Raw genomic sequence first — 26,015 nt, 5'->3', positions numbered from 1 at the left:
AGCGACCCGATAAGCAAGGCCCCGAGTCGACCCCATCCACGACCTCGACCCAACCGCGATTCCGTGCTCGCTCCTATCGGCACCTTCGAGCGCCACGGCTGTTCTGTCATGCCGCTGGTCGTGCACCGCGAACGTCCGCCTCTGCCGACGAGTGGACGTCGACTTGTTGTGGATTGCAGCAGCGTCGAGGGCGAGCGGTGTAACTCCTGATGCAGATGCATCTGATGCTCGGCGTTGAGAACGTGGACGGTCAGACTTGAGTTAGGTGGCCGGCCATCCGTCCTCCGTGATGCGAGCGCGCCAGTAGCTCGCGGCATCCCGTCCGCCCTGCATGGCGATGAATTCGTCCGTTCTCGTCGCCAATGCCGCGGCGGGCGGCGTGCCTTCTACGTAGGACTCGAGTCCCAGTGAGAGGGTGCTGCCGCCCAGGAACTCGGCGTAGTCGCGCACGGATTGCACCACCGTGAAGCTGGCGGGGTTGCCGTGGACCAACGCGTTGCGGACGCGGCGACGGCGTGCTTCGAGCACTTTGCTCTCGGCTGTGTACTCGTCGATTAGGGTGCTGTATTTGGCGTGCTCGCTGATGCTCGCGAACATTCGCGTGATCCAGGCGAGCTCGTGTTCGAGGCGGCATAGCGAGATAAAGTCGTCGGCTCGATCCGCGAGGAACAGGATCCACGGCTGCTTTGGATTGCCATAATACCATTTCGCGATCAGCTCGTTGCGTAGTTTGTTGGGTCGATCGCCGCGGAGCAGGCACATCCCAGCCGCGCGTTGAAGGTCCGTAAGCCACCGGGCATGTGGCCAGCGGTCCTTCAACAGGTTGAAGAGGTCGTCCGGGGTCATCGCCGCGTGAGCTGCGACGTGCTGTACGACGCGGTCGGCGAGCGGTATCACGCTGCTAATGTCGGCTTCAGATGGCTTGCGCAGTGCCATGTCACGGCTGAACGGTTGATCGGCAGTTGTTTGCACCTCGATGGCCGCAGCCAGGAACCGGGGGAGTTCCTCGCGGGCGAGTGCCTCTGCAACCCGCGGCCCGTGCGCCTCGATCGCGTCAGCGGTGATCTGTGTTCCGTAGTGGTCGTCGGGACGGCCGGTCTCGCGCCCAGGACCCCTGAAACCAAACGAGGCGGGCTTGCCCGAGCGAATAAGGCCGTGCTGAGCGAGGTGTGGACGTATCCCGCCCTCGTTGTGGATCGCCACGTTCAGGATCGTGTTCACGATGTCGATGGCGCGCGTGACAGCACCGGCGGCGGTTGTGTTGCCGAGGTCGACGCGCACCAGGAAATCGACATCAGACTCCTCATCCACCAGCTTCGCGACTTTGAACATGTCGCCGTGCTGGATGAGCTCCCAGAGCTCTGCCTTGTGTTCGAAGTCCTGCCCGCCTGGCTCTGCGTTCGGTACTGCCCAATGCGCGTCGATGAACGACACGCGCCCTGCGGAGAGGTGGAGACGGATCCGACCCTGGTATCCGAGCCAGACGGCGATCGGCTCGACCGTGGCGGGTTTCCCGACGAAGGTGCGGGCGTTCGCAAGCCGCTCTGCGAGCGGTGCGTCCTTCGTGCCGGTGGGAATCCCATCGGGGTCTCGACCGTACGCGACGATCGAGACTAGATCGCGGAACGTCTGTTCTGCGCTGCGGCCTCGTCGCTGCACCTGATCGAACAACAGGTCAGCGATCGGGCGGTACTCGCGTCGGGAAAGGGTTCGATCCTGGACCGTCGCGATCAGATCGTCCCAGCTCGCGCGCACGGCTTGGTCCGAGTCGAGAGCGTTTAACAGGCTGCGGGCGGCCGAGAGCGCTTCCGTCCAGACGGCGGCGACGCGAGTTCCAGGTGGCTGGCTGAGGACCGCCGAAGAGCTATGGGTGAGGTCCGCAAAGGCTGCCTGGAAGGCGGCGAGCAGGCCAGCGATGTGCGCACGAAGCGATGAACCGACTGCACCTATCGACTCGTCGAGATCGTATTGGAGCGAGTCTCGGTTGGCCGCTTTCCGCCAGGCGTCGGTGCCGCTGGCGAGTTCGACCCACTCGGCGATCTCCTCGACGATGACCGTGAGAGGCAGGACGGTGCTGACGCCGCGGTTCCGATCGAGAGACGACACCAAAGACATCAACCAGTCAGGATCGTCCTCCGACCAATGGTCGCTGACATTGTAGTCGATCACCATGGATGGTCGCCCTATCTGCGGATCAAGTACGGCTGCTGGAGCGTCATGTATTGACCGTGACGCCGCCGGTTGTGTCTCTGCGGCAGAGGTTTAAGCGGGGAAGAGTGAGGTGCCCGTAGTTTGTCCTCGATCTTGCTTGCTGCCACCAGGTTGAGGAGTTCAGGCGGCCCAGCATGTAGCGAGAGATGTTGTGGGTGAGCACTTTGGTGTGGCTCGTAGGTTCACCGGAATCCGCGATCGGATGCTAGGGCTAATACTTCCACTCCCAGCCGCCTCCGGCGTTGGTCAGTCCGCCGGGGATCAGCGCGAGTACGCCGTTCTTGGCTGCGACCTGGAGCTCTATTTGGCCGGTGTACTTCGAGTTCGACGCCCAGTTGTTAGGCAGTGCCTTCAGGCTGCTGCTCTTGCACATGCCGAGCTCGGCCGGGGTCGTGACGCCGTCCGGTGTGACGACTTGGAATGCGAAGGGGTTGATCGTCCCGCCTAGCTGGATCGCGTCTTCTGGCGAGAGTTGGTTCGTCGCGACGCGGATGTCCAGCAGTAGTGTGTGCTTTCCTGCCTCGGGCTTCATGTATGGGTCGCACTTTGGGTCGACGGTGATCTTGTCGATTGTGAATGTGACGACTTTTGTTGTGCCGTCCTGGCTCGTGAACCCTGCGGCCTCGCCTAACTGCTTCGGCACCCTGCCTTGAGCGTTGGCCCCGGCGGGGGCGTTGTCGGTCGGCGCGGCGGCCTGGGGCGACGCGCTGGGGAGTGCGGCGGCGTCCGGTGTTGTCGGCGCGGGCTGGGTTCCGCACGCACCCGTTGTGGCGAGTACGGCGACGGTGCCGGCGAGGGCGATGAGTCGAGTGGTGCGCACTGTGGAACTCCTTGATCAGGCAGAGGTGCCTGGAAAGGTCGCTCGACAAGGCGCGGGTGTTACGTGGGTAGATCGAGTCGGGATCGGGCGGCGTTCTAGCCGACGCAACTGGTGGCGGGCGGTGGTCATGGTGAGGAGTTCTGCCGACGCGTGAGTGGCGCAGCGTGAGTTCATTGTGGATGCTCGGCGGGTTAGGCAGTTGGTATCGGTGGCTTTCTCATGTACTCGGGACTGCTTTGTTGACGCGGGCTCGGCAGCCTCGGGTGACGGTGATGAGGTGCTGGCGGGCGAGGTGGGCTATCGCACGGTGGGCGGTGCTGGGGGCAACGTGGTGGATGGTCGCGAGTTCCTGGATGGTGGGGAGAACGGAGTCGGGCGTGAGAGTGCCGTCGGTGATGGCGGTGCGCAGTTCGGCGGCGATCGTTTCGTACGGGCAGCGTGGTCGGCGGGTGGTGGTGCGAGTGTCGGGCTTGGTAGCGAGTGGACGCCGGGGTGTGGGGAGTCGGGAGATGAGGATGTCGCTGGCGCGTTGGTCGGCTTCGCGGACCCAGGCGGCGTAGTAGGCGAGGGTGGTGCCGCCGTCGGAGTGGCCGAGTCGGCCGGCGACTGTACGCACGTCGACGCCGGCGGCGATGAGTTCGGTGGCCGAGTAGTGGCGCAGTTTGTGCAGGGTGGTGCGGATCCCGAGGCGGTGACCAGGTGACGATACTGGCGGGTGAGGGAGTCCGGCTGGCGCCAGGTGGCGCCGTCGGCGCGGGCGGAGAACACGAAGCTGTCTGGTGTAAGAGCGGCACCGATCGAGGCGGCGCGGTGCTGCTGGGCGTGGTGGTAGCGCACGAGCATGGCGGTGGTGTCCGCGTCGAGGGCAATGTGACGCCGTTGGTGCAGCTTGGTGTCCTTCTCCCAGGTCGTGGTGCCGACTTGGGCGATGCTGGCCCGGATGACCAGGACGCGGTGGACCGGGTCGAAGTGGCGCCAGCGTAGTGCGCAGAGTTCGCCGCGGCGGGCGCCGGTCACCATGGCCAGCCAGACCAGGGGACCGAGGTTAGGGTGCCGCGCAGCGGCGTCCATGATCTGGACGGCCTCGGCCGGGGTGGGTGGTTGGGGTTCCAGATACGCCTTGGGCGGTGGCGCGGCATCCATGGTGGGGCTGAGGTCGATCCAGCCCCAGCGGACGGCGCGGTGATAGGCCCCGCTGAGCAGATAGTGGATCTTGCGGACCGTGGCGGGGGCGAGCGGTCGGCAGCGATGGTTCTTCTGCGGGCCGCCGGCAGGGGTCGCGGCAGCGGCGGAGTTCGGAGTAGTAGTGATCCAGTAGTTCCGGGTTGATCGCGGAGAGCCGCAGGTGTCCCAGCAGCGGCTGCACGTGCTTGGTGACCATGCACTGGTACGAGTGCCGGGTAGTGCCACTGGCGTGCAAGAGGGCCAGGTGACTGGCGAGTAGTTCGGTCAGGGTGACGTCGGTACGGAGTTCGCGGCGCTCGCGGACCTGCGTCAGCAGCCGCCGGGCTGCCGCCTCCGCATCATCGAGAGCGGTCGGTCCGGCGGGGATGGTCTGGCTGAGCATGTGTGCGCGGTGCGTGAACGGACCGGTGCCAACGTAGACCCGCACCCGGAGTGAGCCGCTGGGGAGGCGGCTGATGGAGCCGCGGGGGCCGCGCCGGAGGACAGTATTACCGCGACTCACTGTCGCGGAGGTCTTGCCACGCTACTTGTCACATAACCGTCCAGCCTAGACTGGTGGACGGCATTTGGCCTGGTCAGAAGTGTGCCCTCGGCAGGATTCGAACCTGCGACACCTGCCTCCGGAGGGCAGTGCTCTATCCCCTGAGCTACGAGGGCGTTGCCGCCTGGGCGACGTTGGAAGCTTAGCGCATGTCCCAGTGGCCCCTCGCGAGTGGTGGTCGTTAACCGTTGTGGTGCTCGACCAGGCGCGCCAGCAGGCCGGTGAGCTGCTCCCGTTCGGCGGGGTTCAGCGGTGCGAGGAACCTGTCTTGGGTGTCTCTGACCTGGCCTTCCAGCTGGTCGAGGCGCCGGGTGCCGGTGTCGGTGAGGCTGATCAGGTTGCGCCTGCCGTCGGCCGGGTCGGGGGCGCGGTCGACGTAGCCCGCGCCGGCCAGTTCGGTGATGACGGCGACGACGTCGCTGCGGTCGATGCCGGTGCGGCGGCTCAGGGTGGCCTGGCTGGACGGGCCGTCCTCGTCGAGGGCCGCGAGGATCCCGTAGTGGTACCGGCGCGCGCCGCTGCGGGCGAACTCGTCCATGGCGAGCCGGTGGGCCACGGTGGCGGCCTGGTTGACCAGCCAGCTGGCCTTGGTCCGGAGCCGGACGGGGGCGGTGTCCATCCGGGAAGCGTAGCGTTGGTGGCACCAACGAACTGGGAGGACATGGTGATCGAACCGTTCGAGGTGCGGATCCCCGAATCCGCCGTCGAAGACCTGCGCACTCGGCTGCGCGCGACGCGCTGGCCCGAGCCGGCCACTGTCGACGATTGGGAACAGGGGGTCCCGCTGGAGTTCGCGCGGGAGTTGTGCCGGTACTGGGCGGAGGAGTACGACTTCGGATTGGCCGCCCGGGTCAACGCTTTCCCGGGATTCAAGACCACTGTGGACGGTCTCGGTATCCACTTCCTGCACGTTCGCTCGCCGGAGCCGGACGCGACGCCGCTCGTGCTCACGCACGGCTGGCCGGGTTCGGTCGTGGAGTTCCTCGACGTGCTCGGGCCGCTGACCGATCCCGCCGCGCACGGGGGCGATCCCGCGGACGCGTTCCATGTCGTGGCGCCGTCGCTGCCGGGGTTCGGCTGGAGTGACAAACCGTCGTCGACGGGGTGGAACGTCGAGCGCATCGCCCGGGCCTGGGACGAGCTGATGGGGCGGCTCGGCTACGAGCGCTACGTCGCACAGGGTGGAGACTGGGGCTCCGGGGTGGCGAACATGTTCGCCAAGATCGCGCCGGAGCGGCTGATCGGCGTCCACGTGAACATGGCGGGCGTCCCGTACGACGCGGACGTGCTGGGTGAGCCGACGGCGGAGGAGAAGGCGGCGATCGGCGATCTCGCGCGGTTCCGCGCGGTCGGGTCCGCCTACTCGCAGCAGCAGGCCACGCGTCCGCAGACGCTCGGCTACGGGCTCACCGACTCGCCGGCGGGGCAGGCCGCGTGGATCGCCGAGAAGTTCTGGGAGTGGACCGACAACGACGGTTCGCCGGAGAGCGCGCTGTCCTGGCGGCAGATGCTCGACGCGATCTCCGTCTACTGGTTCACCGGCACGGCGACCTCGTCGGCGCGGATCTACTGGGAGAACAAGGAGCGGGACGTCTCGCCCGTTGAAGTTCCTTCGGGTATCTCCATCTTCCCGCGCGAGATCGTCCGGCCGTCCCGGCGCTGGGCGGAGCTGCGCTACACCGATCTTCGCTGGTACGAGGTGCTGGCCAAGGGCGGTCACTTCGCCGCGTTCGAGCAGCCCGAGGCCTTCGTCGGCCAGTTGCGGGGGTTCTTCCGGTCGCTTCGGTAGCGGTGCGTGGCGGTCCAAGTTTCGGGAAGGCCCTCCTGGGGGATGGCTTCCTTGTGTGGCTTAAGACATGGTGAACTTAGGCTCACCTGTATTGCACATATGCGCATGTGACAATATATTCGGCCTGTCGACTTCACGAGAGGCGGAGCAATGGGTCACGGGCACGGGCATGGGACGGCCTCGCCGTCGAGCGCGTCAGGCCGCTACCTCAAGAGCTTGACGATCGCGCTGGTCATCGGCGCCGGCTTCATGGTCATGGAGTTCATCGTCGGGTTCGCCACCGGCTCGCTCGCGCTGATCTCCGACGCCGCGCACATGTTCACCGACGTCCTCGGTGTCGGCATGGCGCTGGCGGCCATCCTGCTCGCCCGGCGCAGTGGCCCGACGCTCACCAGGACGTTCGGGTTCTACCGTGCCGAAGTGCTCGCGGCGCTGGGCAACGCCATCCTGCTGTTCGGCGTCGCGGGCTACGTCCTGGTCGAGGCCATCGGCCGGATCAGCGACCCGCCCGCCGTGCCCGGTCTGCCCGTCCTGCTGGCCGCGGCCGCGGGCCTCGTCGCCAACATCGTCTCCTTCATGATCCTGCGCAAGGGCGCGGAGGAGAGCATCAACGTCCGGGGCGCGTACCTCGAAGTCCTCGCCGACCTGATCGGCTCCGTCGGGGTGCTGCTGAGCGGCGCGATCACGCTGCTGACCGGCTGGCGCTACGCCGACCCGATCATCGGTGTCGCGATCGGCCTGTTCGTCCTGCCCCGCACCTACGCCCTCGCCCGTCGCGCGCTACGGATCCTGTTCCAGCACGCGCCCAAGGGGGTCGACGTCGCCGGGATCCAGGCCGAGCTCGGGGGCCTGAAGGGCGTCGAGGACGTTCACGACCTGCACGTCTGGACGCTGACCTCGGGCATGGAGGTCGCTTCGGCGCACCTCACCATCGCGCCGACCGTCGAGCAGGCCGAGGTGCTGACCGAGGCGCAGAACCTCCTGGCGAACCGCTACTCGATCGAGCACGCGACCCTGCAGATAGAAGTGCCCCAGTGCGCGCAGCGCTGCCGGGAACTCTCCTGGTAGCGCGTGTCGTGAGTGTTCAGGAGGCATCTCCTGAACACTCACGACCGGGCCACTAGTGTGTCACTCCGGGGCGGCTCAGCCTCCGGGTGCGCTGGGCCGTTTCACGGCTTTCAGCAGGGCGCGCCGTTGGCCATGCGCAGGTAGTTCGAGTGGATCCAGACATTGGACTGACCGCCCCACAGGTTGCCCTTGCGCCAGTAGCCGGACGACTGGGTCAGGAAAAGACCCTGGCCCTGGCCGACCCACACCACGATGTTGCGGTTCGGATAGTCGTATGCGGGTACGCCGATGGTGGTGACGAAGCAGTCGGTGAGCACGGTGTCCGGCGCGGCCGAGGCGGTCGCCGTGCCGCCGGCGACCGCGGCCAGGGCAAGGGCGGCCCCGGCGATCGCCTGCTTCGCTCGCTTCTTGGTTTCCAAGGAATTCCCCTCCAGGTTGCATGGACTGTTTCATGGAACGACTCAGAAGCCTGAGAAAGGGGACTCGTGAATTGGCTGAACTTAATTGCGACGGCGAGTTCAAAATTCCGCCGGTTACGTGGTCACAAATCCCGGAATATTGAGCCGAAGGGTACGTACGCAGAGCTCAGGTCAACCCGTGTCCTGGTCGACGGAACCTGCTCATGGCACAAAAAATCCCACGCGCCCCCCGGCGGTATTCGCTGTGACCGTTTCGGTGGACGGTCACGATCTCCCGGTCCGGCAAACGTACCGGAGCCCCCCCATGCCTCGTTCCTTGTGCAGTTCGAAACTACTGGTGATTTATTGTCGGCCGCATCGGCCGAAAAGGTGAAGATCTCGTGAGTGGCAAAGAAGGGGTCTTCATATATTTCGGGGAGGTGGAACCGCGTCACTCGCGACCCCTGTGCCGCCGCAGGTGCCCTCAGGCCGCCGCGTCACGGCGTCCAGGGTTACCCCGGTGGCGCGAAATACGTGAAGGCCCCCTTCATCGCGCTAGACGCAATGAAGGGGGCCTTCACGTATTTCGCGATCAGGGAGGCGGCAGAGGCTGGGCGCCCCGGGTCGCGAGCATGCGCGTGATCAGGTCCGCTTCCGCGCCCTGTGAGGCCAGGATGCTCGTGACCAAGGCCTTCAGCGCGGGCAGGCTGGAGTGATCCTGCGCGTACTGCGCCATCGCCGTCCCACCCTGGTGGTGCCGGAGCATCAGCTGCAGAAAGAAGACATCCAGGTCCTTACCCTGAAGCGAGCGCAGCTTGGTCAGCTCGGCGGTGGTGGCCATACCGGGCATAAGGGATCCGTTGGACGGCCCCGTCGCCTCCTGCCCGTGCCCGGAATGCCCGGCCATGGGCTCGGTCATCCAGGTCATGGGGGCTCCGGCGGCCTGCTCCGGTTGGTCCCAGAGCATGAGCCAGCCCTTCATTCTGCCGATCTGCTCTGTCTGCGTGCTCTGGATGTCGAACGCGAGCTGTTCGACCTGCCGGTCGGTCGAGTGGTCACGCGCCCAGTTCGCCATGGTGACCGCTTGGAGGTGATGCACCGACATGTCCTGGGCGAACCCGACTTCGACCGAACCGGCGGCGGGGGTGACGGCCGCTGGTTCGTTGTCGATCAGGCGGACGAGGAACGCTCCGATGCCGAGGCCGAGGATGAGGACGACGACGAGCGCGGCCCCCGCTACCAGCCATCGGCGGGCAGGGGAGGACGGTGCTTCCTCCCCCGCCTCGTCGACGTGGTCGAGATCTGAGTCCATCTGGCTCACTTCGAGGCGGGCGCAGACGGCGGGATCTGGGACTGCTGAGGCGCGTCGGGCGAGGTGCCCGCAGTGCCCTTGTAGTCCATGGGCTTGGCGTCAGGTCCGGGCGGAGCCGGGTCGAACGGCGGCTCGTCCTCCGGAGCGATCGAGGAGTCGCAGGAAGCGCCCAGTTCCGGGTAAACGCCGTTCGGGTTGCTGCGCAGCGCCGCGATGAACTGGTCGATCCGCGGGTCATCGGCGTTGTCCAGCTTCAGCTGGTGGCCCCACGACTGCAGAGAGATCGGCTTGTCGAGCCCAGGGTAGGGCGACATCATGCTGTACGGCTTGCCTTCGACACGGACCTTGAGCAGGTCCAGCGCGGCCCCGCTGACCTGCTGCGGGTTGTAGGCGATCCACACGGCGCCGTGTTCGAGGCCGTGGACGAGCTTCTCGGTGCGAACCGCGTTCGGATAGACGACGCCGTTGCAGGAGGCCCAGCTGTCGTCGTGCGGGCCGCCGTAGGGCGGGGTCTTGTCGTAGGCCACCCGCTCTGTCGCCCTGACGTGCGCGCCCGCGGAATAGGTCGCGGTGACGACCCCCGGGATCCGCTTGGAGGGGTCCGGGTCCTGCTGAGAAGGCGCGAAGGCGGCAGCGGCCTCTTCACGGGTCTTCTGGTCGCGCTTCGGCGCCGAGGCGATCATGTAGTAGGTGACCACCGAGGCAGCCAGGGCGACGATCGCGACGACCGCGATGATCGTGCCCCAGGGCGTGCCTTTCTTGGACACGACGGAACTACGGGCGGCCTTCATGGCGTTCTTCGACGACGCGCCCTTTTTTCTGGTTGTCCCGTTAGCCATGGCTCCTGCGTTCTCCAAAGGGGGTGGTCCCTGCGCGGGCCAGTGTAGAGACCGCGCGTCTGATCACCGTGAACAGCTGGAAGATCACCGGCTTGGCTCACACCTTCCGGCGGTCGCTGCGAAGCCCGGACCAGGTCACACCTAGAATTCCGCGAGTGACTCCCGCAGCTCTCGCCGACCTGGTCCGTAACTCCGCCGTGCAGGTTCTCACCGCGCGCGGCCTCGACGATTCCGTGCTGCCGGAGAAGGTGACGATCGAGCGTCCCCGCAATCCCGAGCACGGCGATTACGCGACCAACCTGGCGCTGCAGGTGGCCAAGAAGGCGGGTATGAAGCCCCGCGACTTCGCCGACGCGCTGGCCGAGGCGCTCTCGGCCACCGACGGCATCGAATCGGCCGAGGTCGCCGGCCCGGGCTTCCTCAACCTGCGGCTCGCCGCCGACGCGCAGGGCCAGATCGTCCAGCAGGTGCTCGACGCCGGCGAGAAGTACGGCCTCGGCGACGCGCTGGCGGGCGTCAAGATCAACCTCGAGTTCGTTTCGGCGAACCCGACCGGCCCGATCCACCTCGGCGGCACCCGCTGGGCGGCGGTGGGCGACGCGCTGGGCCGCGTGCTGTCCGCGCAGGGCGGCCAGGTCACCCGGGAGTACTACTTCAACGACCACGGCGCGCAGATCGACCGCTTCGTCCGGTCCCTGATCGCCGCCGCCAAGGGCGAGCCCGCTCCCGAGGACGGTTACGCGGGCGGCTACATCAACGACATCGCCGCCGAGGTCATCCGCCAGGAGCCGAGCGCGCTCTCGCTGCCCGACGACGAGCGGGCCGAGACCTTCCGCCGGGTCGGCATCGAGCTGATGTTCACCGAGATCAAGCAGAGCCTGCACGACTTCGGCACCGATTTCGACGTCTACTTCCACGAGAACTCGCTGCACGAGTCCGGCGCCGTGGCGTCCTCGGTCCAGCAGCTGAAGGACTCCGGGAACCTGTACTTCGAAGACGGCGCCTGGTGGCTCAAGTCCAAGGAACACGGCGACGACAAGGACCGCGTCGTCATCAAGAAGGACGGCAACCCGGCCTACATCGCCGGTGACCTCGCCTACTTCCAGGACAAGCGCAAACGCGGCTTCGACCTCTGCATCTACATGCTCGGCGCGGACCACCACGGCTACATCGCCCGGCTTAAGGCCGCCGCGGCCGCCTTCGGCGACGACCCGGCCGTGGTCGAGGTGCTGATCGGCCAGATGGTCAACCTGGTCTCCGAGGGCAAACCCGTCCGGATGAGCAAACGCGCCGGCACGGTGATCACCATGGAGGACCTCGTCGGCACCGTCGGCGTCGACGCGGCCCGCTACGAGCTGATCCGCTACTCGGTGGATTCCACTTTGGACATCGACCTCGACCTGCTGCGCAAGCATTCCAACGACAACCCGGTCTACTACGTCCAGTACGCCCACGCGCGGCTGGCCTCGTTGCAGCGCAACGCCGCCGACCTCGGCCTGAAATCGGATGGCGCTGTCGACTTCGGACTGCTTACGCTGCCCGCCGAGGGCGATCTGATCCGCACGATCGGCGAATTCCCGACCGTCCTCCGCCGGGCCGCACAGCTGCGCGAACCGCACCGCGTCGCCCGGTACCTCGAAGAACTCGCCGGCGCGTACCACAAGTTCTACACGGTCGGCCGTGTTCTTCCCCAGGGCGACGAGGAGGCCACCCCCCTCACGTTCGCCCGGCTCGCGCTCTGCCAGGCCGCCCGCCAGGTGCTGGCGAACGGCCTCAACGTGCTCGGTGTCTCTGCTCCGGAACGGATGTAAAAGCAAATGGCTCACCCCGCGGGCCCCCGCCACGCCGACGTCTACCCTCACGCCGACGCCTCCGGTTTCCCGCCGTCGAGTCCCGAAGAACTCGACAGGCTGTACCCGAAAGTCTGGCCCCGCAACACTTTCCGCGGTGGTGACGGCGTCGTCCGCATCGCCGGCGTCGACGTCCGCGAACTCGCCGAGAAGTACGGCACGCCGCTGTTCGTGGTCGACGAGGCCGACTTCAAATCCCGGTGCGCCGACTACGCCGAGGCGTTCGACGACCCGGCGCTCGTGCACTACGCGTCCAAGGCGTTCCTGTCCATCGAGATCGCCCGCTGGGTGGCCGAGCAGGGGCTGAGCCTGGACGTCTGCAGTGGCGGCGAACTCGCCGTGGCGCAGCGCGCGAACTTCCCGGCCGAGCGGATCACCTTCCACGGCAACAACAAGTCGCTGTCCGAACTGGACGCCGCTGTCGAAGCGGGTGTCGGCACGGTCGTGGTCGACTCCTACTACGAGATCGCGCGGCTGGCCGATGTCGCCGCGCGGCACGACGTCGTGCAGAACGTCCTCATCCGGGTGACCGTCGGCGTCGAGGCGCATACGCACGAATTCATCGCGACCGCGCACGAGGACCAGAAGTTCGGTTTCTCGCTGGCCTCCGGTGACGCGGCCGAGGCCGTGCGCCGCGTGCTCAACTCGCCGTCGCTCAAGCTGATCGGCCTGCACAGCCACATCGGTTCGCAGATCTTCGACGCCGACGGTTTCGAGGTCGCGGCCCGCCGCGTGGTCGGCCTGCTGGCCGAGCTCGCCAAGGAGCACGGCTCCGATCTGCTCGACCAGCTTTCGATCGTCGACCTCGGCGGTGGTTTCGGTATCGCCTACACCGACAAGGACAACCCGCCCCCGCCCGCGCAGATGATCACGCAGATCCGCGAGATCGTCCGCAAGGAATGCGAGTACGCGGGCCTTCCGGTGCCGAAGATCGCCGGCGAGCCCGGCCGCGCCATCGCCGGTCCCGGCACGATCACGCTGTACGAGGTCGGCACCATCAAGGACGTCTCGCTCGGTGACAAGGCCGCGCGGCGCTACGTCAGCGTCGACGGCGGGATGAGCGACAACATCCGCACCGCCCTCTACGACGCGGTGTACGACTGCCGTCTCGTATCCCGGTCGGCCGACGACGACGGGGACGGCCAGGCGAGCGCCGCGCTGTCCCGGGTCGTGGGAAAACACTGTGAGTCCGGCGACATCGTCGTCCGTGACTGCTGGCTCCCCGACACCCTTGCTCCCGGCGACCTGCTCGCCGTGGCGGCCACCGGGGCGTACTGCTACTCGATGGCCAGCGGGTACAACCGGCAGCCGCGGCCCGCGGTGGTGGCCGTGCGCAACGGCAGCGCCCGCGTGCTGCTGCGGCGGGAGACGACGGACGACATGCTGCGCCTGGAGGTCTAGCAAGTGTCTACTGTAGACGGACGCGTGATCAGGGTCGCCCTGCTGGGCTGCGGGACGGTCGGCGGCGAGGTGGTCCGGCTGCTCACCGAGCAGGCCGAGGAGCTCGCCGCCAGGGCGGGCGCCAAGGTGGAGCTGGCGGGTATCGCGGTGCGGCGCCCCGACAAGCACCCCGAGCTGCCGCCGGAGCTGGTGACGTCCGACGTGACGAAGCTCGTGACCTCCCCGGACGTCGACGTCGTCGTCGAACTGGTCGGCGGTATCGAGCCGGTGCGGCAGTGGCTGCTCGACGCGCTCAAGGCCGGGAAATCCGTTGTCACGGCGAACAAAGCGCTTCTGGCGGAACATTCCGCGGAGCTGTTCGAGGCCGCCGACGCGGCGGGTGTCGACCTGTACTTCGAAGCGGCCGTGGCCGGGGCGATCCCGCTGCTGCGCCCGCTGCGCGAATCGATGGCCGGTGACCGCATCACCCGCGTGATGGGCATCGTCAACGGCACCACCAACTACATCCTCTCCGCGATGGACTCCACCGGCGCCGGCTACGCGGAAACCCTGGAAGAGGCCAGCAGGCTCGGATACGCCGAGGCGGACCCGACGGCCGACGTCGACGGCTACGACGCGGCGTCCAAGGCCGCGATCCTCGCCTCGCTCGCGTTCCACACCCGGGTGACCGCGTCCGACGTGCACCGGGAAGGCATCGCCGACGTCACCGCGTCGGATCTCGCCGCGGCGAACGCACTGGGCCGCACGGTGAAACTGCTCGCCATCTGCGAGCGCGTCACCGCCGACGACGGCACCGAATCCGTTTCGGCGCGCGTGCATCCGGTGATGATCCCGCGCGGCCACCAGCTCGCCGGGGTCGGCGGCGCGTACAACGCCGTCTACGTCGAGGCCGACGCCGCCGGTGAGCTCATGTTCTACGGTCAGGGCGCCGGTGGCGCGCCGACCGCGAGTGCCGTGCTCGGCGACCTCGTCGCGGTGGCTCGAAACCGGGTCGTCGGCGGCCGCGGCCCGCGCGAATCCGCGCACGCCGCGCTCCCGGTCAGGCCGATGGGCCAGACGCCGACGCGGTACCACGTCAGTCTCGACGTGGCCGATCGAGCGGGCGTCCTCGCCCAGGTGGCCCAGGCGTTCGCCGGGCACGGTGTCAGCATCGCCGCCGTGCGCCAGCGCGACGCGAACGACACGGCCAGCCTGGTCGTGGTCACCCACCTGGCGCCGGACGCGGCATTGCGGTCCACTGTGGACGACATTGCCAAACTCGATGTGGTGAACCAGGTCGTCAGTGTGATGCGTGTGGAAGGCGAAGACCAGTGATTCCCCAACCATGGCCAGGAATCATCCAGGCTTATCCCGACCGGATCCCGGTCCCGTCCGGTGCGAAGGTGATCACGCTCGGCGAAGGCAACACCCCGCTGCTGCCCGCCCCGCACCTCTCGGAACTGACCGGCTGCGAGGTCCACCTCAAGGTCGAAGGCGCGAACCCGACCGGGTCGTTCAAGGACCGCGGGATGACCGTGGCCATCACGCACGCGCTCGCCAGCGGCCTCAAGGCGGTCATCTGCGCCTCCACCGGCAACACGTCGGCGTCGGCCGCGGCGTACGCGGCCCGCGCCGGGCTCACCTGCGCGGTGCTCGTCCCGCAGGGCAAGATCGCGATGGGCAAACTCGCCCAGGCCGTACTGCACGGCGCGCGGATCCTGCAGGTGGACGGCAACTTCGACGACTGCCTCGAACTGGCGCAGAAGACCGCGATCGACTACCCGGTGACCTTGGTCAACTCGGTCAACCCGGTGCGCATCGCCGGCCAGAAGTCGGCCGCGTTCGAGATCTGCGACGTGCTCGGCCGGGCGCCGGACATCCACTGCCTGCCGGTCGGCAACGCCGGCAACATCACCGCCTACTGGGCCGGATATTCCGAGTACGCGGGTGACGGTGTGGTGAAGAACACCCCGCGGATGTTCGGTTTCCAGGCGGCGGGTGCCGCGCCGCTGGTGCACGGCGAGCCGGTGGCCGATCCGGACACGATCGCGACCGCGATCCGCATCGGCAGCCCCGCGTCCTGGGACGGCGCGATGAAGGCGAAAAACGCTTCCGCAGGGCTGTTCGAGGCGATCACCGACGAGAAGATCCTCGAGGCGTACCGGCTGCTGGCCCGCAAGGAAGGCGTGTTCGTCGAGCCCGCCTCGGCGACCAGCGTCGCGGGCCTGCTCGCCACGGCCGCCGACGGCCGCCTGCCGAAGGGCTCGACCGTTGTGTGCACCGTCACCGGGCACGGTCTGAAGGATCCGGCCACGGCGCTGGAGGGCAACGTCGAGGTCGAGCCGCTCGCCGTCGACCCGACCGCCGTCGCCGCCGCGCTGGACCTGCGATGACGCTGCTCAAGATCAAGGTCCCGGCGTCTTCGGCGAACCTCGGCCCGGGGTTCGACGCGCTCGGCCTGGCGCTCGCCCTGTACGACCGGGTCGAGCTCCAGATCACCGACGCCGGGCTCAAGATCGAGGTGACCGACGTCGGCGCGGGCGGCGTGGACGACGTCCCGACCGACGAATCACACCTGGTCGTCCGGGCTTTCCGGCGCGGTTGCGAGCACCTCGGTCTCCAGCCGCCTGGCCTGCACCTGCGTTGTTTCAACGCCATCCCGCACGCCCGCGGCCTCGGCTCGTCCGCGTCCGCTGTGGTGACCGGCGTCGCGGCGGCGTACGCGCTGGCCGAGAAGCCGCTGGACGACGACGCCCTGCAGCTGGCCGCCGGGTTCGAAGGACACGCCGACAACGCCGCGGCGAGCCTGCTGGGCGGCTTCGTGGTGGCGTGGAACGAGGGCGAGCGGTTCCGCGCCGAACGGCTCCAGCCGCATCACGACATCCGGCCCGTGGTCGCCGTCCCGGCGCTGAGGTCTTCGACCGACGCCACCCGCGGGCTGCTTCCCGACCGGGTCCCGCACGCCGACGCGGCGTTCACGGCCGGTCGCGCGGCGCTCGCGGTGCACGCGCTGACCGCGCGTCCGGACCTGTTGCTCTCCGCGACCGAAGATCGGCTTCACCAGCATTACCGGGCGTCCGCGTACCCGGCGAGCAGCGAATTGGTGCGCGCGCTGCGGGCGGAAGGGGTGGCCGCGGCCATCTCCGGAGCCGGACCGACCGTGCTCGCACTGACCACCGAGGGAATACTCCCGGCCGGCGTCGACGTTACGTCTTTCGACGTCACCGAGCTGCCGATCGATCCGGGCGGCGTTCAGGTTGCGGCTCAGTAAAGCCTCGGTCACATGCCGGAGCCTCGCCCCGCCACGCGGGGGGTGGTTGTTGCACCGGACCGTGGCGCGGTCTACCCTCGGGGGCGTTCGATCACCGTGCGTTTCCGCACCCGGTGCCGGTCCAGGTGACCAGTGTCATCCTTGGCCCGCATCCTTCGTTGATCCGCCAGTTCCGTACACCGCCTGGCAAGCGGGGAGTAGCGGATGGACGCAGGCGGGTTCCCGGTTCCGGCGGTGCCGAATTCGGCTTCCTCCGTTTGGAGGACGCAAATCCCTGTGCTGGAGGCCTTCTAGCTGTGTTCAACACGGCCGAGGAGCTGATCGCCCGTATCGGGGGCCAATTACGCCGTTTCGCAATCGGACGCGAGCGGCGGTCCGCTGATCCACCTGGAGGCGTGGATCGGTCAGGAAGGACATTTGTGAGCAACACCGATCTTTTGAGCGACGTCGAAGGTGGCGCCGCCGAGTCGAACGGCGTCGTCGCTCCCAAGCGCACGGTCGGCGGATTGACCGGCAAGACCGTCGCCGAACTGCGCTCGATCGCTGGGGACCTTGGCATCGGCGAGACGACGGGTATGCGCAAGGGCGATCTGATCGCGGCCATCCGCGAGCGCCAGGGCAAGACCAAGCGCAAGACCCCCGCCGCGGCGAGCGAAACGCTTCCGCTCGAGGGGATCGACGCACCGCGTAAGGCCCCGAAGGCCGAAGCGCCCAAGACAGAGGCCCCGAAGCAGGAGGCCCCCAAGGCCGAAGCCGCTCCGGCCGAGGCTCCTCGCGCCGAAAAGGCCGAGAAGGTTTCGGAGAACGGCTCCGCGCCCGCCGCCGAGCGGCCCGCGCAGCAGGACAACGGGGGCCAGCAGGACGGCCAGCCGCAGCAGGAGGAGGGCGGCCGCAGCCGTCGTCGTCGCGGCTCCAACCGTGCCGCGGGTTCGCCCGAGCAGGGTGGCCAGCAGCGTGACCGGGGCGAGCGGGGTGACCGGGGTGACCGCAACGAGCGGGGCGACCGCGGCGACCAGGGCGGCAACCGTCAGGGCAACCGCGACGGCCGTGGCCAGGACAACCGCCAGCGCAACCAGCAGGGCGGCGGCCAGGACAACAGCCAGCGCCAGGGCCAGGGCCAGGGTCCGCAGGGTGACGACGACGAGGAAGGCGGCCGTCGCGGCCGTCGCTTCCGCGATCGTCGCCGCCGGGGTTCCGGCGGTGGCCGCGAACAGGGCGGTTCGCCCGACACCGAGATCCGCGAGGACGACGTCCTGCTGCCCGTCGCGGGCATCCTGGACGTGCTCGACAACTACGCGTTCGTGCGCACCTCGGGCTACCTCGCCGGGCCGAACGACGTGTACGTCTCGCTTTCGCTGGTCCGCAAGTACGGCCTGCGCCGCGGTGACGCCATCACCGGTGTCGTGCGCCAGCCGCGCGACGGCGAGCAGCAGCGGCAGAAGTTCAACCCGCTGGTGCGCGTCGACTCGATCAACGGCCTGGAGCCGGACGAGTCCAAGCGTCGTCCCGAGTTCACCAAGCTGACCCCGCTGTACCCGAACGAGCGGCTGCGCCTCGAGACCGAGCCGCACAAGCTCACCACCCGCGTCATCGACCTGGTGATGCCGGTCGGCAAGGGGCAGCGTGCGCTGATCGTGTCGCCGCCGAAGGCCGGCAAGACGACGATCATGCAGGACATCGCGAACGCGATCTCGACGAACAACCCCGAGTGCCACCTGATGGTCGTGCTCGTGGACGAGCGTCCCGAAGAGGTCACCGACATGCAGCGGTCGGTGAAGGGTGAGGTCATCGCCTCGACCTTCGACCGCCCGCCGTCCGACCACACCTCGGTCGCGGAGCTGGCCATCGAGCGGGCGAAGCGCCTGGTCGAGATGGGCCACGACGTCGTCGTGCTGCTCGACTCGATCACCCGCCTCGGCCGTGCGTACAACCTGGCGGCCCCGGCGTCCGGCCGGATCCTCTCCGGTGGTGTCGACTCGACGGCGCTGTTCCCGCCGAAGCGGTTCCTCGGCGCGGCGCGCAACATCGAGAACGGCGGTTCGCTGACGATCTTCGCCACGACGATGGTCGAGACCGGGTCCACCGGTGACACGGTCATCTTCGAAGAGTTCAAGGGCACCGCGAACGCGGACCTCAAGCTCGACCGGAAGATCGCCGAGCGGCGCGTGTTCCCCGCGGTGGACATCAACCCGTCCGGTACCCGCAAGGAAGACCTGCTGCTTTCGCCGGACGAGCTCGCGGTCACCCACAAGCTGCACCGGGTGCTGCACGCGCTGGACTCGCAGCAGGCCATCGACCTGCTGATCTCGCGTCTGCGCAAGACGAAGACCAACATCGAGTTCCTCATGCAGGTCTCGAAGACGGCCCTCGGCTCGAACGACGACGACTGATCTTCGGTCCCGTTAGTACATGAAGGCCCCCTTCCTTGCGCCAGGCGCAAGGAAGGGGGCCTTCATGTACTTTGCCCTGTCGAGGGACCCGGCAGGGGGGGGGGGGGGGGGGGGGGGGGGGGGGGGGGGGGGGCCGGGGGCGGGGGCGGGGGGGGGGGGGGCCCCCCCCCCCCCCCCCCGCCCCCCCCCCCCCCCCCCCCCCCCCCCCCCCCCCCCCCCCCCCCCGCCACAACCCCCCTCGACCTCGCGAAGGGCGGCTTTGCCGGGTGCCGGGACGGATCGCCGCGCTGGTCTCCGGGGATCGCTGGGTCATCGACGGCATGTTCGCCAAATGGCGAGACATCGCGCTGCCCCGCGCCGAACTGGTCGTGGCGCTGGACTATCCACGCTGGGTTTCGCTGAGCCGTCTCTTGCGCCGGACCGTGGTGCGCTGCGTCACCCGTCGCCGGATCTGCAACGGCAACGTCGAAACGCTGCGGGGCATGATCTCCGGCGATTCGATCATCGTGTGGCACTTCCGCTCGTTCGCGCGCAAACGGCGCACGCTCCGCGGCTGGGTCGCTGATCCTGGGGTGCCGGTGGTGCGGCTGACCTCGCCGCGCGCGACTGAGCGTTGGCTGGGGCTCGTGAGCGGTGGGTAGCCGTTGAGCGCGTGAAGGCCCCCTTCCCTCGGCTCAGCCGAGGGAAGGGGGCCTTCACGCGCTGTCGGGGCGCTAACTCAAGAGGCCAGGGGCTCAGCGGTGCGGAACAGCCGCAGGGGTCCAGCCGCGGTAGTTGTTGAAGTAGTGCACGCTCGACGCGTGGCCGATCTTGCCGCCGATGCTGGAGGCGTAGATCCCGCCGGAGCCGTCGGCGATGCCGACGTGACCCCACTGGCTGATGTTCCAGTAGACGAAGGAGCCCTTCGGCGGCGTCCCGGTCGTGTGCTTCGGGCTCGCGCCGTTCCAGTGCGCGTTGGCCGAGGCCCAGACGCCGGTGGTCCCGTACGCGTTCTCGACGGCCTTCTCGCAGAGGCCCTGGTAAGCGGTGGAGCCCAGGTGGTTCTTGAACCACTGGACGGCGCCGGCGGGCGTGCCGTCGCCGGCACCCTGGATGGCCAGGTCACCGTCGGACACGGTGGTGAACGTTCCCGCGGCCGGGTTGATGTCGGCGGCGGTGATGGTGGCGCCCGCTTCGGGGGCGGCCGGGGCGGCCCCGGCGACCGGAGCCACGGCGAGGGCCGCGATGGCCAGCGCGGCGACGGACGCCGGCTTCGCCACCTTGGCGAGGATGCTGCGCATGATCAGTACCTCCTGTTGAGGAATTACCAACAGGGAAGACGGTCCCGTGATCAAGTACAAATTTCGTACAACTCAACGTCGATAGTTGATAACTCAACGTGGTGGAATATGCCGGGGGAGGGGTGCGTTGACGCCACTGCCAGCACATCTGGCAAAATCACCCGCTGAAGTCCGGCACCGGTTCACCCCGCTCGGGGACCCGGGGCCAACGAGAGAGGACACCATGAAAAGCGGTATTCACCCCGAGTACGTCGTCACGCACGTGAACTGTGACTGTGGCAACGAATTCACCACGCGCAGCACCAAGACCTCCGGCAACCTCCACGTCGAGATCTGCTCGAACTGCCACCCGTTCTACACCGGCAAGCAGAAGCTCATGGACACCGGCGGCCGCGTCGCGCGCTTCGAGGCTCGCTACGGCAAGCGCAAGAAGGCCGAAGACGCCAAGTAGCTTGAACGACGGCGCCTACCCGCATGTCCGGGTGGGCGCCGTTTTTCATGGTTCTGTCAGGGTCCGTTGAGAGGTGGAGTGGTGGATTCGAGTTCGCTGAAGGGTCTGCTCGAAGAGCACGCCCAGCTGGAAGAGCAGCTGGCCGACCCGTCCGTGCACGCCGACCAGGCGCGCGCCCGCAAGCTCGGCCGCCGGTACGCGGAGCTGAGCCCGGTCGTCAAGACCGTCCGTGAGCTCGACACCGCCCGCGAGGACCTTGAGACGGCGAAGGAACTGGCTGCGGAAGACGCCACCTTCGCGGCCGAGGCCGAGGAGATCTCCGCCAAGATCCCCGTGCTCGAGTCCAAGCTCACCGAACTGCTCCTGCCGCGCGACCCGTACGACGGCTCCGACGTGGTCATGGAGATCAAATCGGGTGAAGGCGGCGAGGAGTCGGCCCTGTTCGCCGGCGACCTGCTGCGCATGTACCTGCGCTACGCCGAGCGTCACGGCTGGAAGGCCGAGGTGCTCGACTCCGTCGACTCGGACCTCGGCGGCTTCAAAGACGTCACGGTGTCCATCAAGAGCCGTTCGGCCGAGGCCGACGGCGTCTGGGCGCGGCTGAAGTTCGAAGGCGGGGTGCACCGTGTGCAGCGGGTGCCCGCCACCGAATCGCAGGGCCGTATCCACACCTCCGCTTCGGGCGTGCTCATCTACCCCGAACCCGAGGACGTCGAGGTCGAGATCGACCCCAACGACCTGCGGATCGACGTCTACCGCTCGTCGGGCCCCGGCGGCCAGAGCGTGAACACGACCGACTCGGCCGTGCGGATCACGCATATCCCCACCGGCGTGGTCGTCTCGTGCCAGAACGAGAAGTCGCAGATCCAGAACCGTGCCCGTGCCCTGCAGGTGCTGCAGGCCCGCCTCCAGGCGATCGCCGAGGAGGAGGCCGCCGCGAAGGCGTCGGACGCGCGCCGTTCGCAGGTCCGCACCGTCGACCGCTCCGAGCGGGTCCGCACCTACAACTTCGCCGAGAACCGCATCGCCGACCACCGGGTGAACTACAAGGCGTACAACCTGGACCAGGTCCTCGACGGCGACCTCGACGGCGTGCTGGACGCGCTCATCACCGCGGACCGCGAGGAACGGCTCGCCGCCCACGCCGGCTGACCGACGTTCTCCGCCGGGCCGCTAACCCGGCTCGGTGTAGAACGGATCGTCCTCCAGCGCGGTATGGATCGCCCGGACGGACATGCTCACGTGCGAAAGCCTGTCGGTCACCTCGTGCGTCACCCGGCTGAGCGCCTCTTCGCCGCTTTCCCCGGCGAGAGCGGGAAAAGCCGACAGCAGCACCGCTTCGCAAGGTCCCGCGTCCGTGCTGATCCGGATCAGCGACGCCGAGAGGTCGGTCGCGGGGCGGCCGCACAGGTCCACGGCCAGCCGCAGGTCGCCGGTGGGGACGTAGAGATGCACCCGTGAAATGACATCGGTTTCCGCGCGCGGGGTGAAATCGTGCCTGGTGACGTGCGCGGGCTCGCGGGGATCGGTACCGCCGACGGACGCCATCAGCGAATGGATCGTGAATCCGTCCGCTGGGGTGTCGTAGGCGTCGTAGCTTCCGTATTGGCCGGTCTCCGGCGTCCCGTGGATTTCGAAGAATTCCGCATTCAGACCGAAGTGAAAAAGCGCGGGTACCGCGGCCCGATGCAGTGTTTCGGCGGGATCTTCGCCGTCGGCCGGAGGCGTGCGATAGCCGACGGAGACCAGGTATCCCGTCCAGCCGCCTTCCGGGTCCGCCCGGCAGATCTCCAGCTCGGTGGCCTCGAATTCGCCGATGAGACGTTCGCCCAGCGCGGCGGCCGCGGCGAGATCCTCGGTTTCGATATTCGCCGATATCCGCGTGACGACTGTCGTTTCCCGGAGATCCATGACTGTTTCTTGAGCCCTTCGGCGCGTACAGGTTCGTTCAGCCTAACCGCGGCGGGGATGGGCGCCCGATCGGGCCTGTCGTCGATTCCCCGCTTCCGCTACGGTCCCTGGTCGATAAGGGAGCCCGTCCCGGGAGAACACGAATGGAAAGATCGTTTCCGGCGACCCGGAAACGCGTTCCGCGAGCTCTCGTTCTCGCCGCCGGAACGGGACTGCTGAGCGCGGCCGTCGTCGCGAGGATCGGCCGGTTCGGGTTCAACCCCACCGATCAGGGATTCGTGCTCGCCCAGGTGTGGCGCGTCCGGCACGGTGAGATCCCGCAGGTCGATTTCCTCGGGCCGAGGCCGTTCGGTTCCGCCTATCTGCACCTGATCGATCATCTCGTCCCCGCGCCGCTGATGGTCGGCTCGGCCTTCGTGATGATGGTGCAGCTGACCGTCGCCACGTTCGCCCTCGCCGCGTTCCTGACCGGGACATCGCCGCTGGACTGGGGCCCGCTGCGGCTCGGGCTGGTCTTCACCGCCGTGCTGGTCGGCCTGAACACGTATCCGCTGATGGCCTGGCACACCGTCGACGGCGTTTTCCTGGTCGCGGTCGGCTGGTGGCTACTCGACAGCGGGCTGCGCTCGGGCTCACGGTGGCGGCGCCTGCTCGGCCTGTTCTGTCTCGGGTTCGCGGCGATCGTCAAGCAGAGTTTCCTTTTCGCGGCCCCGATCGGGGTGCTGATCCTGCTGTTCCATCCCAGCGCGCAGCCGAGAAAGCCGTCGCGCCTGCTCGGTGACGTCCTGGTGCTCGGCGCGGCGCCGCTGCTGTACTTCGGCATGGTCACCGTCGCCGGAGGCCTGCGGTCGGCGATCGCGCAGCTCTCCAGCGGCACCCAGACGTGGGGTGAAGGCCTTTTCCGCTTCTGGACGGCGGACTTCGCGGGCCGGGCGGATCCTCGGACGTATTTCTTCCCGGTGCTGCTCGGAGTCTGCGTGCTGGCCGTGGCGTGGTCCGCCCGCGACCGGATCGGCGAGCCGGGCCGATGGCTCCGGGGCGCGACGGGCTTGTGCGTGCTGGCGGTCGTGGTGTTCGTCGTGGCCGACGGCGGATTCGAGCACGCGGGCGGCTGGCCTGTCACGCTGCTGTGGCTCTTCCTGGCCGCCGCCGTACTCGACGCCGTCGTCCGGAGAAGGTTGCCATGGCGGTACCTGGCGATCGCCGCTCTCGGCTGGATGGCCAGCCTCTCCTGGGGCTACCCGCTCCCTGGGCTGCTGGCCGGGATCTTCGCGCTGGGAGTGCTGGAAGCCGTGCCGCCGCCGCGCCCGCCCGAGTTCGCGGGTGGTGTCTTCGCCGCGGCCGCGTTCGTGCTCGCCGGGCTGCTGCTGATGTCCGCGCACGACAAGGCGCCGTACGCGGACCGGCCGCAGGGCGAATTGACGAAGGATCTCGGGGACATCGCCCCGGCGCTGCGCGGCGTCCGCACGAATCCCAGCGTCTACACCTACGTCGCCCAGATCCGGGGCTGCCTTGACCGCTATCCGGCGTCGAAGGTCGCGGTCCTGCCGGACAATCCGTTCGTCGCCCCGGTCTTCGGGGTCCGCAACCCGTTCCCGCTGGACTGGCCGCTGCCGATGGAACTGACCGGCGACAGTCCGGAAAGGATGGTCGAGGCGGCGGAACACCTTGACCGCGAAGGGGATTACCTCGTGCTCTTCCAGACGGTGAAAGCCGTTGCGCTGACCGCGGGCGCGCCGGTCCCCGAAGCCGTCGGCCCGGACGCGCGGACGATCGCCCACAGCGGTGTGGAAAAGCGGATCCAGGACGAACTCACGGGCGCGAGGGTCGCGTGCGGGAGCTTCGCCGGATTCTGGGAACCGGCGCGCTGATCCCTCAGGCGGAGAGGGCCGCCGTCTCGGGCTCGCGTTCCTCGGCCGCAGGCGGTTCTTCCTTGCGCCGCGGCAGGAACGAGAGTGCGGCGAAGGCGGCGGCGAGCAGGGTCGGGTAGATCGTCAGCTGCTGGTGCTTGACGTTCTCGATGCCTTCCGCGAGGCCGGACACCAGGATCTGGCCCATCGCGAAGAGCAGGAACATGAGCACCACGATGCCGACGTCGCGGCGTCCCGTGCGGTTCCGGAAGGCGCGGAGCCCCGCCCACCCGATGAGCAGCCAGATCGGCAGCAGGGCGAACAGCCCCAGCGGGGCGAGCCAGCCGGTGATCCCGGACAGGACCGGGATCCGGTACTCCTTGGCGAGCGGCGGCTGGCCGGCGTGCTCACCGAAGCTGCCGAGGTTCGGCACCCGCGCGGTCAACGTCTCCTGCGCGGACCGGTGCAGCATCTCGACGACACGCACCGGGTGGTCGAGGTAGTACTGGGCGACGTTGCGGCGGCTGATCTTGTCGCGGTACTGGCCGTACGCGGGGTCGCGCCAGGCCGCGTTCGCGCTCCACCAGCCCGTGCCGACGTATTTCGCGAACTCGGGCGGGAGGCCCAGCGCGGCGAGGTCGCCGGTGGTGTCGTGTTTCCCGTCCACGATCCCGTTGAACACGACGTGGTACATGTTGGCCTCGCGGTACTCCGCGTTGGCCGAGTCGCCCGCCCCCTGCACCAGCGCGGTACCGGTGCCGACGACGGCGAGCACGGCCAGCGGCAGCGCCCACCGGGCCAGGCCGCGGCTGCCCGCCGGTCGGACGAACAGCAGCGCGAGCGCGAACAGCGGGATCAGCAGGAGCGTCTGCGATTTCGCGTTGATGCCGATCATCGCGCCGAGCACGGTGACCGCGGCCCCGGTGTAGCGCCACGGCCCGGTGCGGTGCATGAGCAGGAGCCCACCGGCGAGCAGGAGCATCCCGACGAAGGCGGCGCCCTCGCTCAGCACGGAGGCGAAATACCCGAAGAAGGCCGAGTCCGCCGCGACCAGCAGCAGCGCGGCCGTGGCGATGACGCTGTTCCGGACCGAAAGGCGCAGCCCCACCACGATCGCGGCGATCCCGCCCGCGACCAGGAGACAGCCCAGCACACCCAGTACCAGCAGGTTCAGGATCGCCGACGAGCCGAGCAGCTGCCCGATCTCGCTGGCGATCTTGTCGATCCAGCTCTGGCTGGAGATGTACTCGCTGTTACAGGCCGGGGCGGGACCGTAGGAGAAGCGGACGAAGTATTCCGACGGCCTGTCGAGCTCGCGGGCGCCGAGCTGGCACAGAATGCGCCAGCCGTCGCCGTTGTCCGCCATACCGATCGGACGCGGAACCAGGAAACGGACGAGGAGCACCCCGAGCGCGGCGAAGAACACGCCCAAGGTCAGTCGGATTTCCCGGATCTTCACCCGCGTCACC

General features: G+C 68.2%; 22 protein-coding genes and 1 tRNA gene. 12 read left to right on the top strand and 11 right to left on the bottom strand.

Features of this window, described 5'->3' with window-relative positions; genetic code table 11:
- Positions 1–261 precede the first annotated feature (261 nt).
- From ACIBTM_RS02375 to ACIBTM_RS02355, 5 genes are all read right to left on the bottom strand, one after another.
- On the bottom strand, positions 262–2,172 hold the full coding sequence (locus ACIBTM_RS02375) for a hypothetical protein (RefSeq protein ID WP_395874757.1): 1,911 nt from the start codon (positions 2,170–2,172) through the stop codon (positions 262–264).
- Positions 2,173–2,422: 250 nt separating this feature from the next.
- Positions 2,423–3,031 carry a hypothetical protein gene (locus ACIBTM_RS02370; RefSeq protein ID WP_395874755.1) on the bottom strand — a complete coding sequence of 203 codons (609 nt, stop codon included), beginning with the start codon at positions 3,029–3,031 and terminating at the stop codon, positions 2,423–2,425.
- A gap of 217 nt (positions 3,032–3,248) precedes the next feature.
- Complete coding sequence (locus ACIBTM_RS02365; protein WP_395875773.1) at positions 3,249–3,701, bottom strand: GntR family transcriptional regulator; 453 nt, start codon at positions 3,699–3,701, stop codon at positions 3,249–3,251.
- 1,099 nt (positions 3,702–4,800) lie between these two features.
- A tRNA-Arg gene (locus ACIBTM_RS02360) sits at positions 4,801–4,873 on the bottom strand.
- Between the two features lie 65 nt (positions 4,874–4,938).
- Complete coding sequence (locus ACIBTM_RS02355) at positions 4,939–5,376, bottom strand: MarR family winged helix-turn-helix transcriptional regulator (protein ID WP_395874753.1); 438 nt, start codon at positions 5,374–5,376, stop codon at positions 4,939–4,941.
- 18 nt (positions 5,377–5,394) lie between these two features.
- Between ACIBTM_RS02355 and ACIBTM_RS02350 the strand changes: the two genes are divergently transcribed.
- Both ACIBTM_RS02350 and ACIBTM_RS02345 read left to right on the top strand, forming a co-directional pair.
- Positions 5,395–6,546 carry an epoxide hydrolase family protein gene (locus ACIBTM_RS02350; RefSeq protein ID WP_395874751.1) on the top strand — a complete coding sequence of 384 codons (1,152 nt, stop codon included), beginning with the start codon at positions 5,395–5,397 and terminating at the stop codon, positions 6,544–6,546.
- A 150-nt stretch (positions 6,547–6,696) separates the two neighbouring features.
- Complete coding sequence (locus tag ACIBTM_RS02345; protein WP_395874749.1) at positions 6,697–7,614, top strand: cation diffusion facilitator family transporter; 918 nt, start codon at positions 6,697–6,699, stop codon at positions 7,612–7,614.
- 110 nt (positions 7,615–7,724) lie between these two features.
- On the opposite strand, the gene ACIBTM_RS02340 is transcribed toward ACIBTM_RS02345, so the two are convergent.
- The 3 genes from ACIBTM_RS02340 to ACIBTM_RS02330 form a co-directional block, all read right to left on the bottom strand.
- Complete coding sequence (locus ACIBTM_RS02340) at positions 7,725–8,033, bottom strand: hypothetical protein (protein WP_395874747.1); 309 nt, start codon at positions 8,031–8,033, stop codon at positions 7,725–7,727.
- Between the two features lie 571 nt (positions 8,034–8,604).
- Positions 8,605–9,324 (bottom strand): DUF305 domain-containing protein, encoded by a 720-nt coding sequence (locus tag ACIBTM_RS02335; protein WP_395874745.1) that lies wholly within the window; start codon positions 9,322–9,324, stop codon positions 8,605–8,607.
- Between the two features lie 5 nt (positions 9,325–9,329).
- On the bottom strand, positions 9,330–10,115 hold the full coding sequence (locus tag ACIBTM_RS02330; protein WP_395875772.1) for a DUF3105 domain-containing protein: 786 nt from the start codon (positions 10,113–10,115) through the stop codon (positions 9,330–9,332).
- Between the two features lie 203 nt (positions 10,116–10,318).
- Between ACIBTM_RS02330 and argS the strand changes: the two genes are divergently transcribed.
- The 7 genes from argS (at position 10,319) to ACIBTM_RS02295 (ending at position 19,695) form a co-directional block, all read left to right on the top strand.
- Positions 10,319–11,974, top strand: a complete 1,656-nt coding sequence (gene argS / locus ACIBTM_RS02325; protein WP_395874743.1) for an arginine--tRNA ligase — start codon at positions 10,319–10,321, stop codon at positions 11,972–11,974.
- Between the two features lie 6 nt (positions 11,975–11,980).
- Positions 11,981–13,414: a diaminopimelate decarboxylase gene (gene lysA / locus ACIBTM_RS02320; protein ID WP_395874740.1), complete on the top strand. Its 1,434-nt coding sequence runs from the start codon at positions 11,981–11,983 to the stop codon at positions 13,412–13,414.
- Positions 13,415–13,417: 3 nt separating this feature from the next.
- Positions 13,418–14,728, top strand: coding sequence for a homoserine dehydrogenase (locus tag ACIBTM_RS02315; RefSeq protein ID WP_395874738.1), 1,311 nt, complete (start codon positions 13,418–13,420; stop codon positions 14,726–14,728).
- The gene (gene thrC / locus ACIBTM_RS02310) at positions 14,725–15,786 is read left to right on the top strand and encodes a threonine synthase (protein ID WP_038508901.1); all 1,062 of its coding nucleotides are present in this window, start codon (positions 14,725–14,727) and stop codon (positions 15,784–15,786) included. The genes ACIBTM_RS02315 and thrC overlap by 4 nt, the downstream gene beginning before the upstream one ends.
- Positions 15,783–16,664 (top strand): homoserine kinase, encoded by an 882-nt coding sequence (thrB, locus tag ACIBTM_RS02305; RefSeq protein ID WP_395874736.1) that lies wholly within the window; start codon positions 15,783–15,785, stop codon positions 16,662–16,664. The genes thrC and thrB overlap by 4 nt, the downstream gene beginning before the upstream one ends.
- Before the next feature lie 419 nt (positions 16,665–17,083).
- Positions 17,084–19,054 carry a transcription termination factor Rho gene (gene rho, locus ACIBTM_RS02300; RefSeq protein WP_395874733.1) on the top strand — a complete coding sequence of 657 codons (1,971 nt, stop codon included), beginning with the start codon at positions 17,084–17,086 and terminating at the stop codon, positions 19,052–19,054.
- A 266-nt stretch (positions 19,055–19,320) separates the two neighbouring features.
- Positions 19,321–19,695: a hypothetical protein gene (locus ACIBTM_RS02295; protein WP_395874731.1), complete on the top strand. Its 375-nt coding sequence runs from the start codon at positions 19,321–19,323 to the stop codon at positions 19,693–19,695.
- 93 nt (positions 19,696–19,788) lie between these two features.
- Here the strand turns inward: ACIBTM_RS02295 and ACIBTM_RS02290 are convergent, their stop codons facing one another.
- Positions 19,789–20,334, bottom strand: a complete 546-nt coding sequence (locus ACIBTM_RS02290) for a CHAP domain-containing protein (protein ID WP_395874729.1) — start codon at positions 20,332–20,334, stop codon at positions 19,789–19,791.
- A 223-nt stretch (positions 20,335–20,557) separates the two neighbouring features.
- Here ACIBTM_RS02290 and rpmE point away from each other — a divergent pair, with 223 nt between their 5' ends.
- Together rpmE and prfA are read left to right on the top strand one after the other, a co-directional pair.
- A complete protein-coding gene (gene rpmE, locus ACIBTM_RS02285; RefSeq protein WP_007028345.1) occupies positions 20,558–20,785 on the top strand; it encodes a 50S ribosomal protein L31 in 228 nt (75 codons plus the stop codon).
- An 81-nt stretch (positions 20,786–20,866) separates the two neighbouring features.
- Positions 20,867–21,937: a peptide chain release factor 1 gene (gene prfA, locus ACIBTM_RS02280; RefSeq protein ID WP_395874727.1), complete on the top strand. Its 1,071-nt coding sequence runs from the start codon at positions 20,867–20,869 to the stop codon at positions 21,935–21,937.
- 21 nt (positions 21,938–21,958) lie between these two features.
- Here prfA and ACIBTM_RS02275 read toward each other — a convergent pair whose 3' ends face one another.
- Positions 21,959–22,696: a hypothetical protein gene (locus tag ACIBTM_RS02275; RefSeq protein WP_395874725.1), complete on the bottom strand. Its 738-nt coding sequence runs from the start codon at positions 22,694–22,696 to the stop codon at positions 21,959–21,961.
- A gap of 143 nt (positions 22,697–22,839) precedes the next feature.
- Between ACIBTM_RS02275 and ACIBTM_RS02270 the strand changes: the two genes are divergently transcribed.
- The gene (locus tag ACIBTM_RS02270; RefSeq protein WP_395874723.1) at positions 22,840–24,567 is read left to right on the top strand and encodes a hypothetical protein; all 1,728 of its coding nucleotides are present in this window, start codon (positions 22,840–22,842) and stop codon (positions 24,565–24,567) included.
- A 4-nt stretch (positions 24,568–24,571) separates the two neighbouring features.
- Here the strand turns inward: ACIBTM_RS02270 and ACIBTM_RS02265 are convergent, their stop codons facing one another.
- Positions 24,572–26,005 (bottom strand): hypothetical protein, encoded by a 1,434-nt coding sequence (locus ACIBTM_RS02265; protein ID WP_395874721.1) that lies wholly within the window; start codon positions 26,003–26,005, stop codon positions 24,572–24,574.
- Positions 26,006–26,015: the final 10 nt, after the last annotated feature.

This window comes from Amycolatopsis sp. NPDC049868 (assembly GCF_044461365.1).
Lineage (GTDB): Bacteria > Actinomycetota > Actinomycetes > Mycobacteriales > Pseudonocardiaceae > Amycolatopsis.
The sequence above is the reverse complement of the archived record's forward strand: the minus strand, read 5'-3'. Positions and strand labels throughout refer to the sequence as shown.

What these genes read in the sequence shown, in the direction of transcription:
- ACIBTM_RS02375 (WP_395874757.1), bottom strand. Translation starts at nt 2,172, where the DNA reads ATGGTGATCGACTACAATGTCAGCGACCATTGGTCGGAGGACGATCCT.
- ACIBTM_RS02330 (WP_395875772.1), bottom strand. Translation starts at nt 10,115, where the DNA reads ATGAAGGCCGCCCGTAGTTCCGTCGTGTCCAAGAAAGGCACGCCCTGG.
- ACIBTM_RS02275 (WP_395874725.1), bottom strand. Translation starts at nt 22,696, where the DNA reads ATGGATCTCCGGGAAACGACAGTCGTCACGCGGATATCGGCGAATATC.
- rpmE (WP_007028345.1), top strand. Translation starts at nt 20,558, where the DNA reads ATGAAAAGCGGTATTCACCCCGAGTACGTCGTCACGCACGTGAACTGT.
- thrB (WP_395874736.1), top strand. Translation starts at nt 15,783, where the DNA reads ATGACGCTGCTCAAGATCAAGGTCCCGGCGTCTTCGGCGAACCTCGGC.
- ACIBTM_RS02270 (WP_395874723.1), top strand. Translation starts at nt 22,840, where the DNA reads ATGGAAAGATCGTTTCCGGCGACCCGGAAACGCGTTCCGCGAGCTCTC.
- ACIBTM_RS02355 (WP_395874753.1), bottom strand. Translation starts at nt 5,376, where the DNA reads ATGGACACCGCCCCCGTCCGGCTCCGGACCAAGGCCAGCTGGCTGGTC.
- ACIBTM_RS02290 (WP_395874729.1), bottom strand. Translation starts at nt 20,334, where the DNA reads ATGCGCAGCATCCTCGCCAAGGTGGCGAAGCCGGCGTCCGTCGCCGCG.
- ACIBTM_RS02345 (WP_395874749.1), top strand. Translation starts at nt 6,697, where the DNA reads ATGGGTCACGGGCACGGGCATGGGACGGCCTCGCCGTCGAGCGCGTCA.
- lysA (WP_395874740.1), top strand. Translation starts at nt 11,981, where the DNA reads ATGGCTCACCCCGCGGGCCCCCGCCACGCCGACGTCTACCCTCACGCC.
- ACIBTM_RS02335 (WP_395874745.1), bottom strand. Translation starts at nt 9,324, where the DNA reads ATGGACTCAGATCTCGACCACGTCGACGAGGCGGGGGAGGAAGCACCG.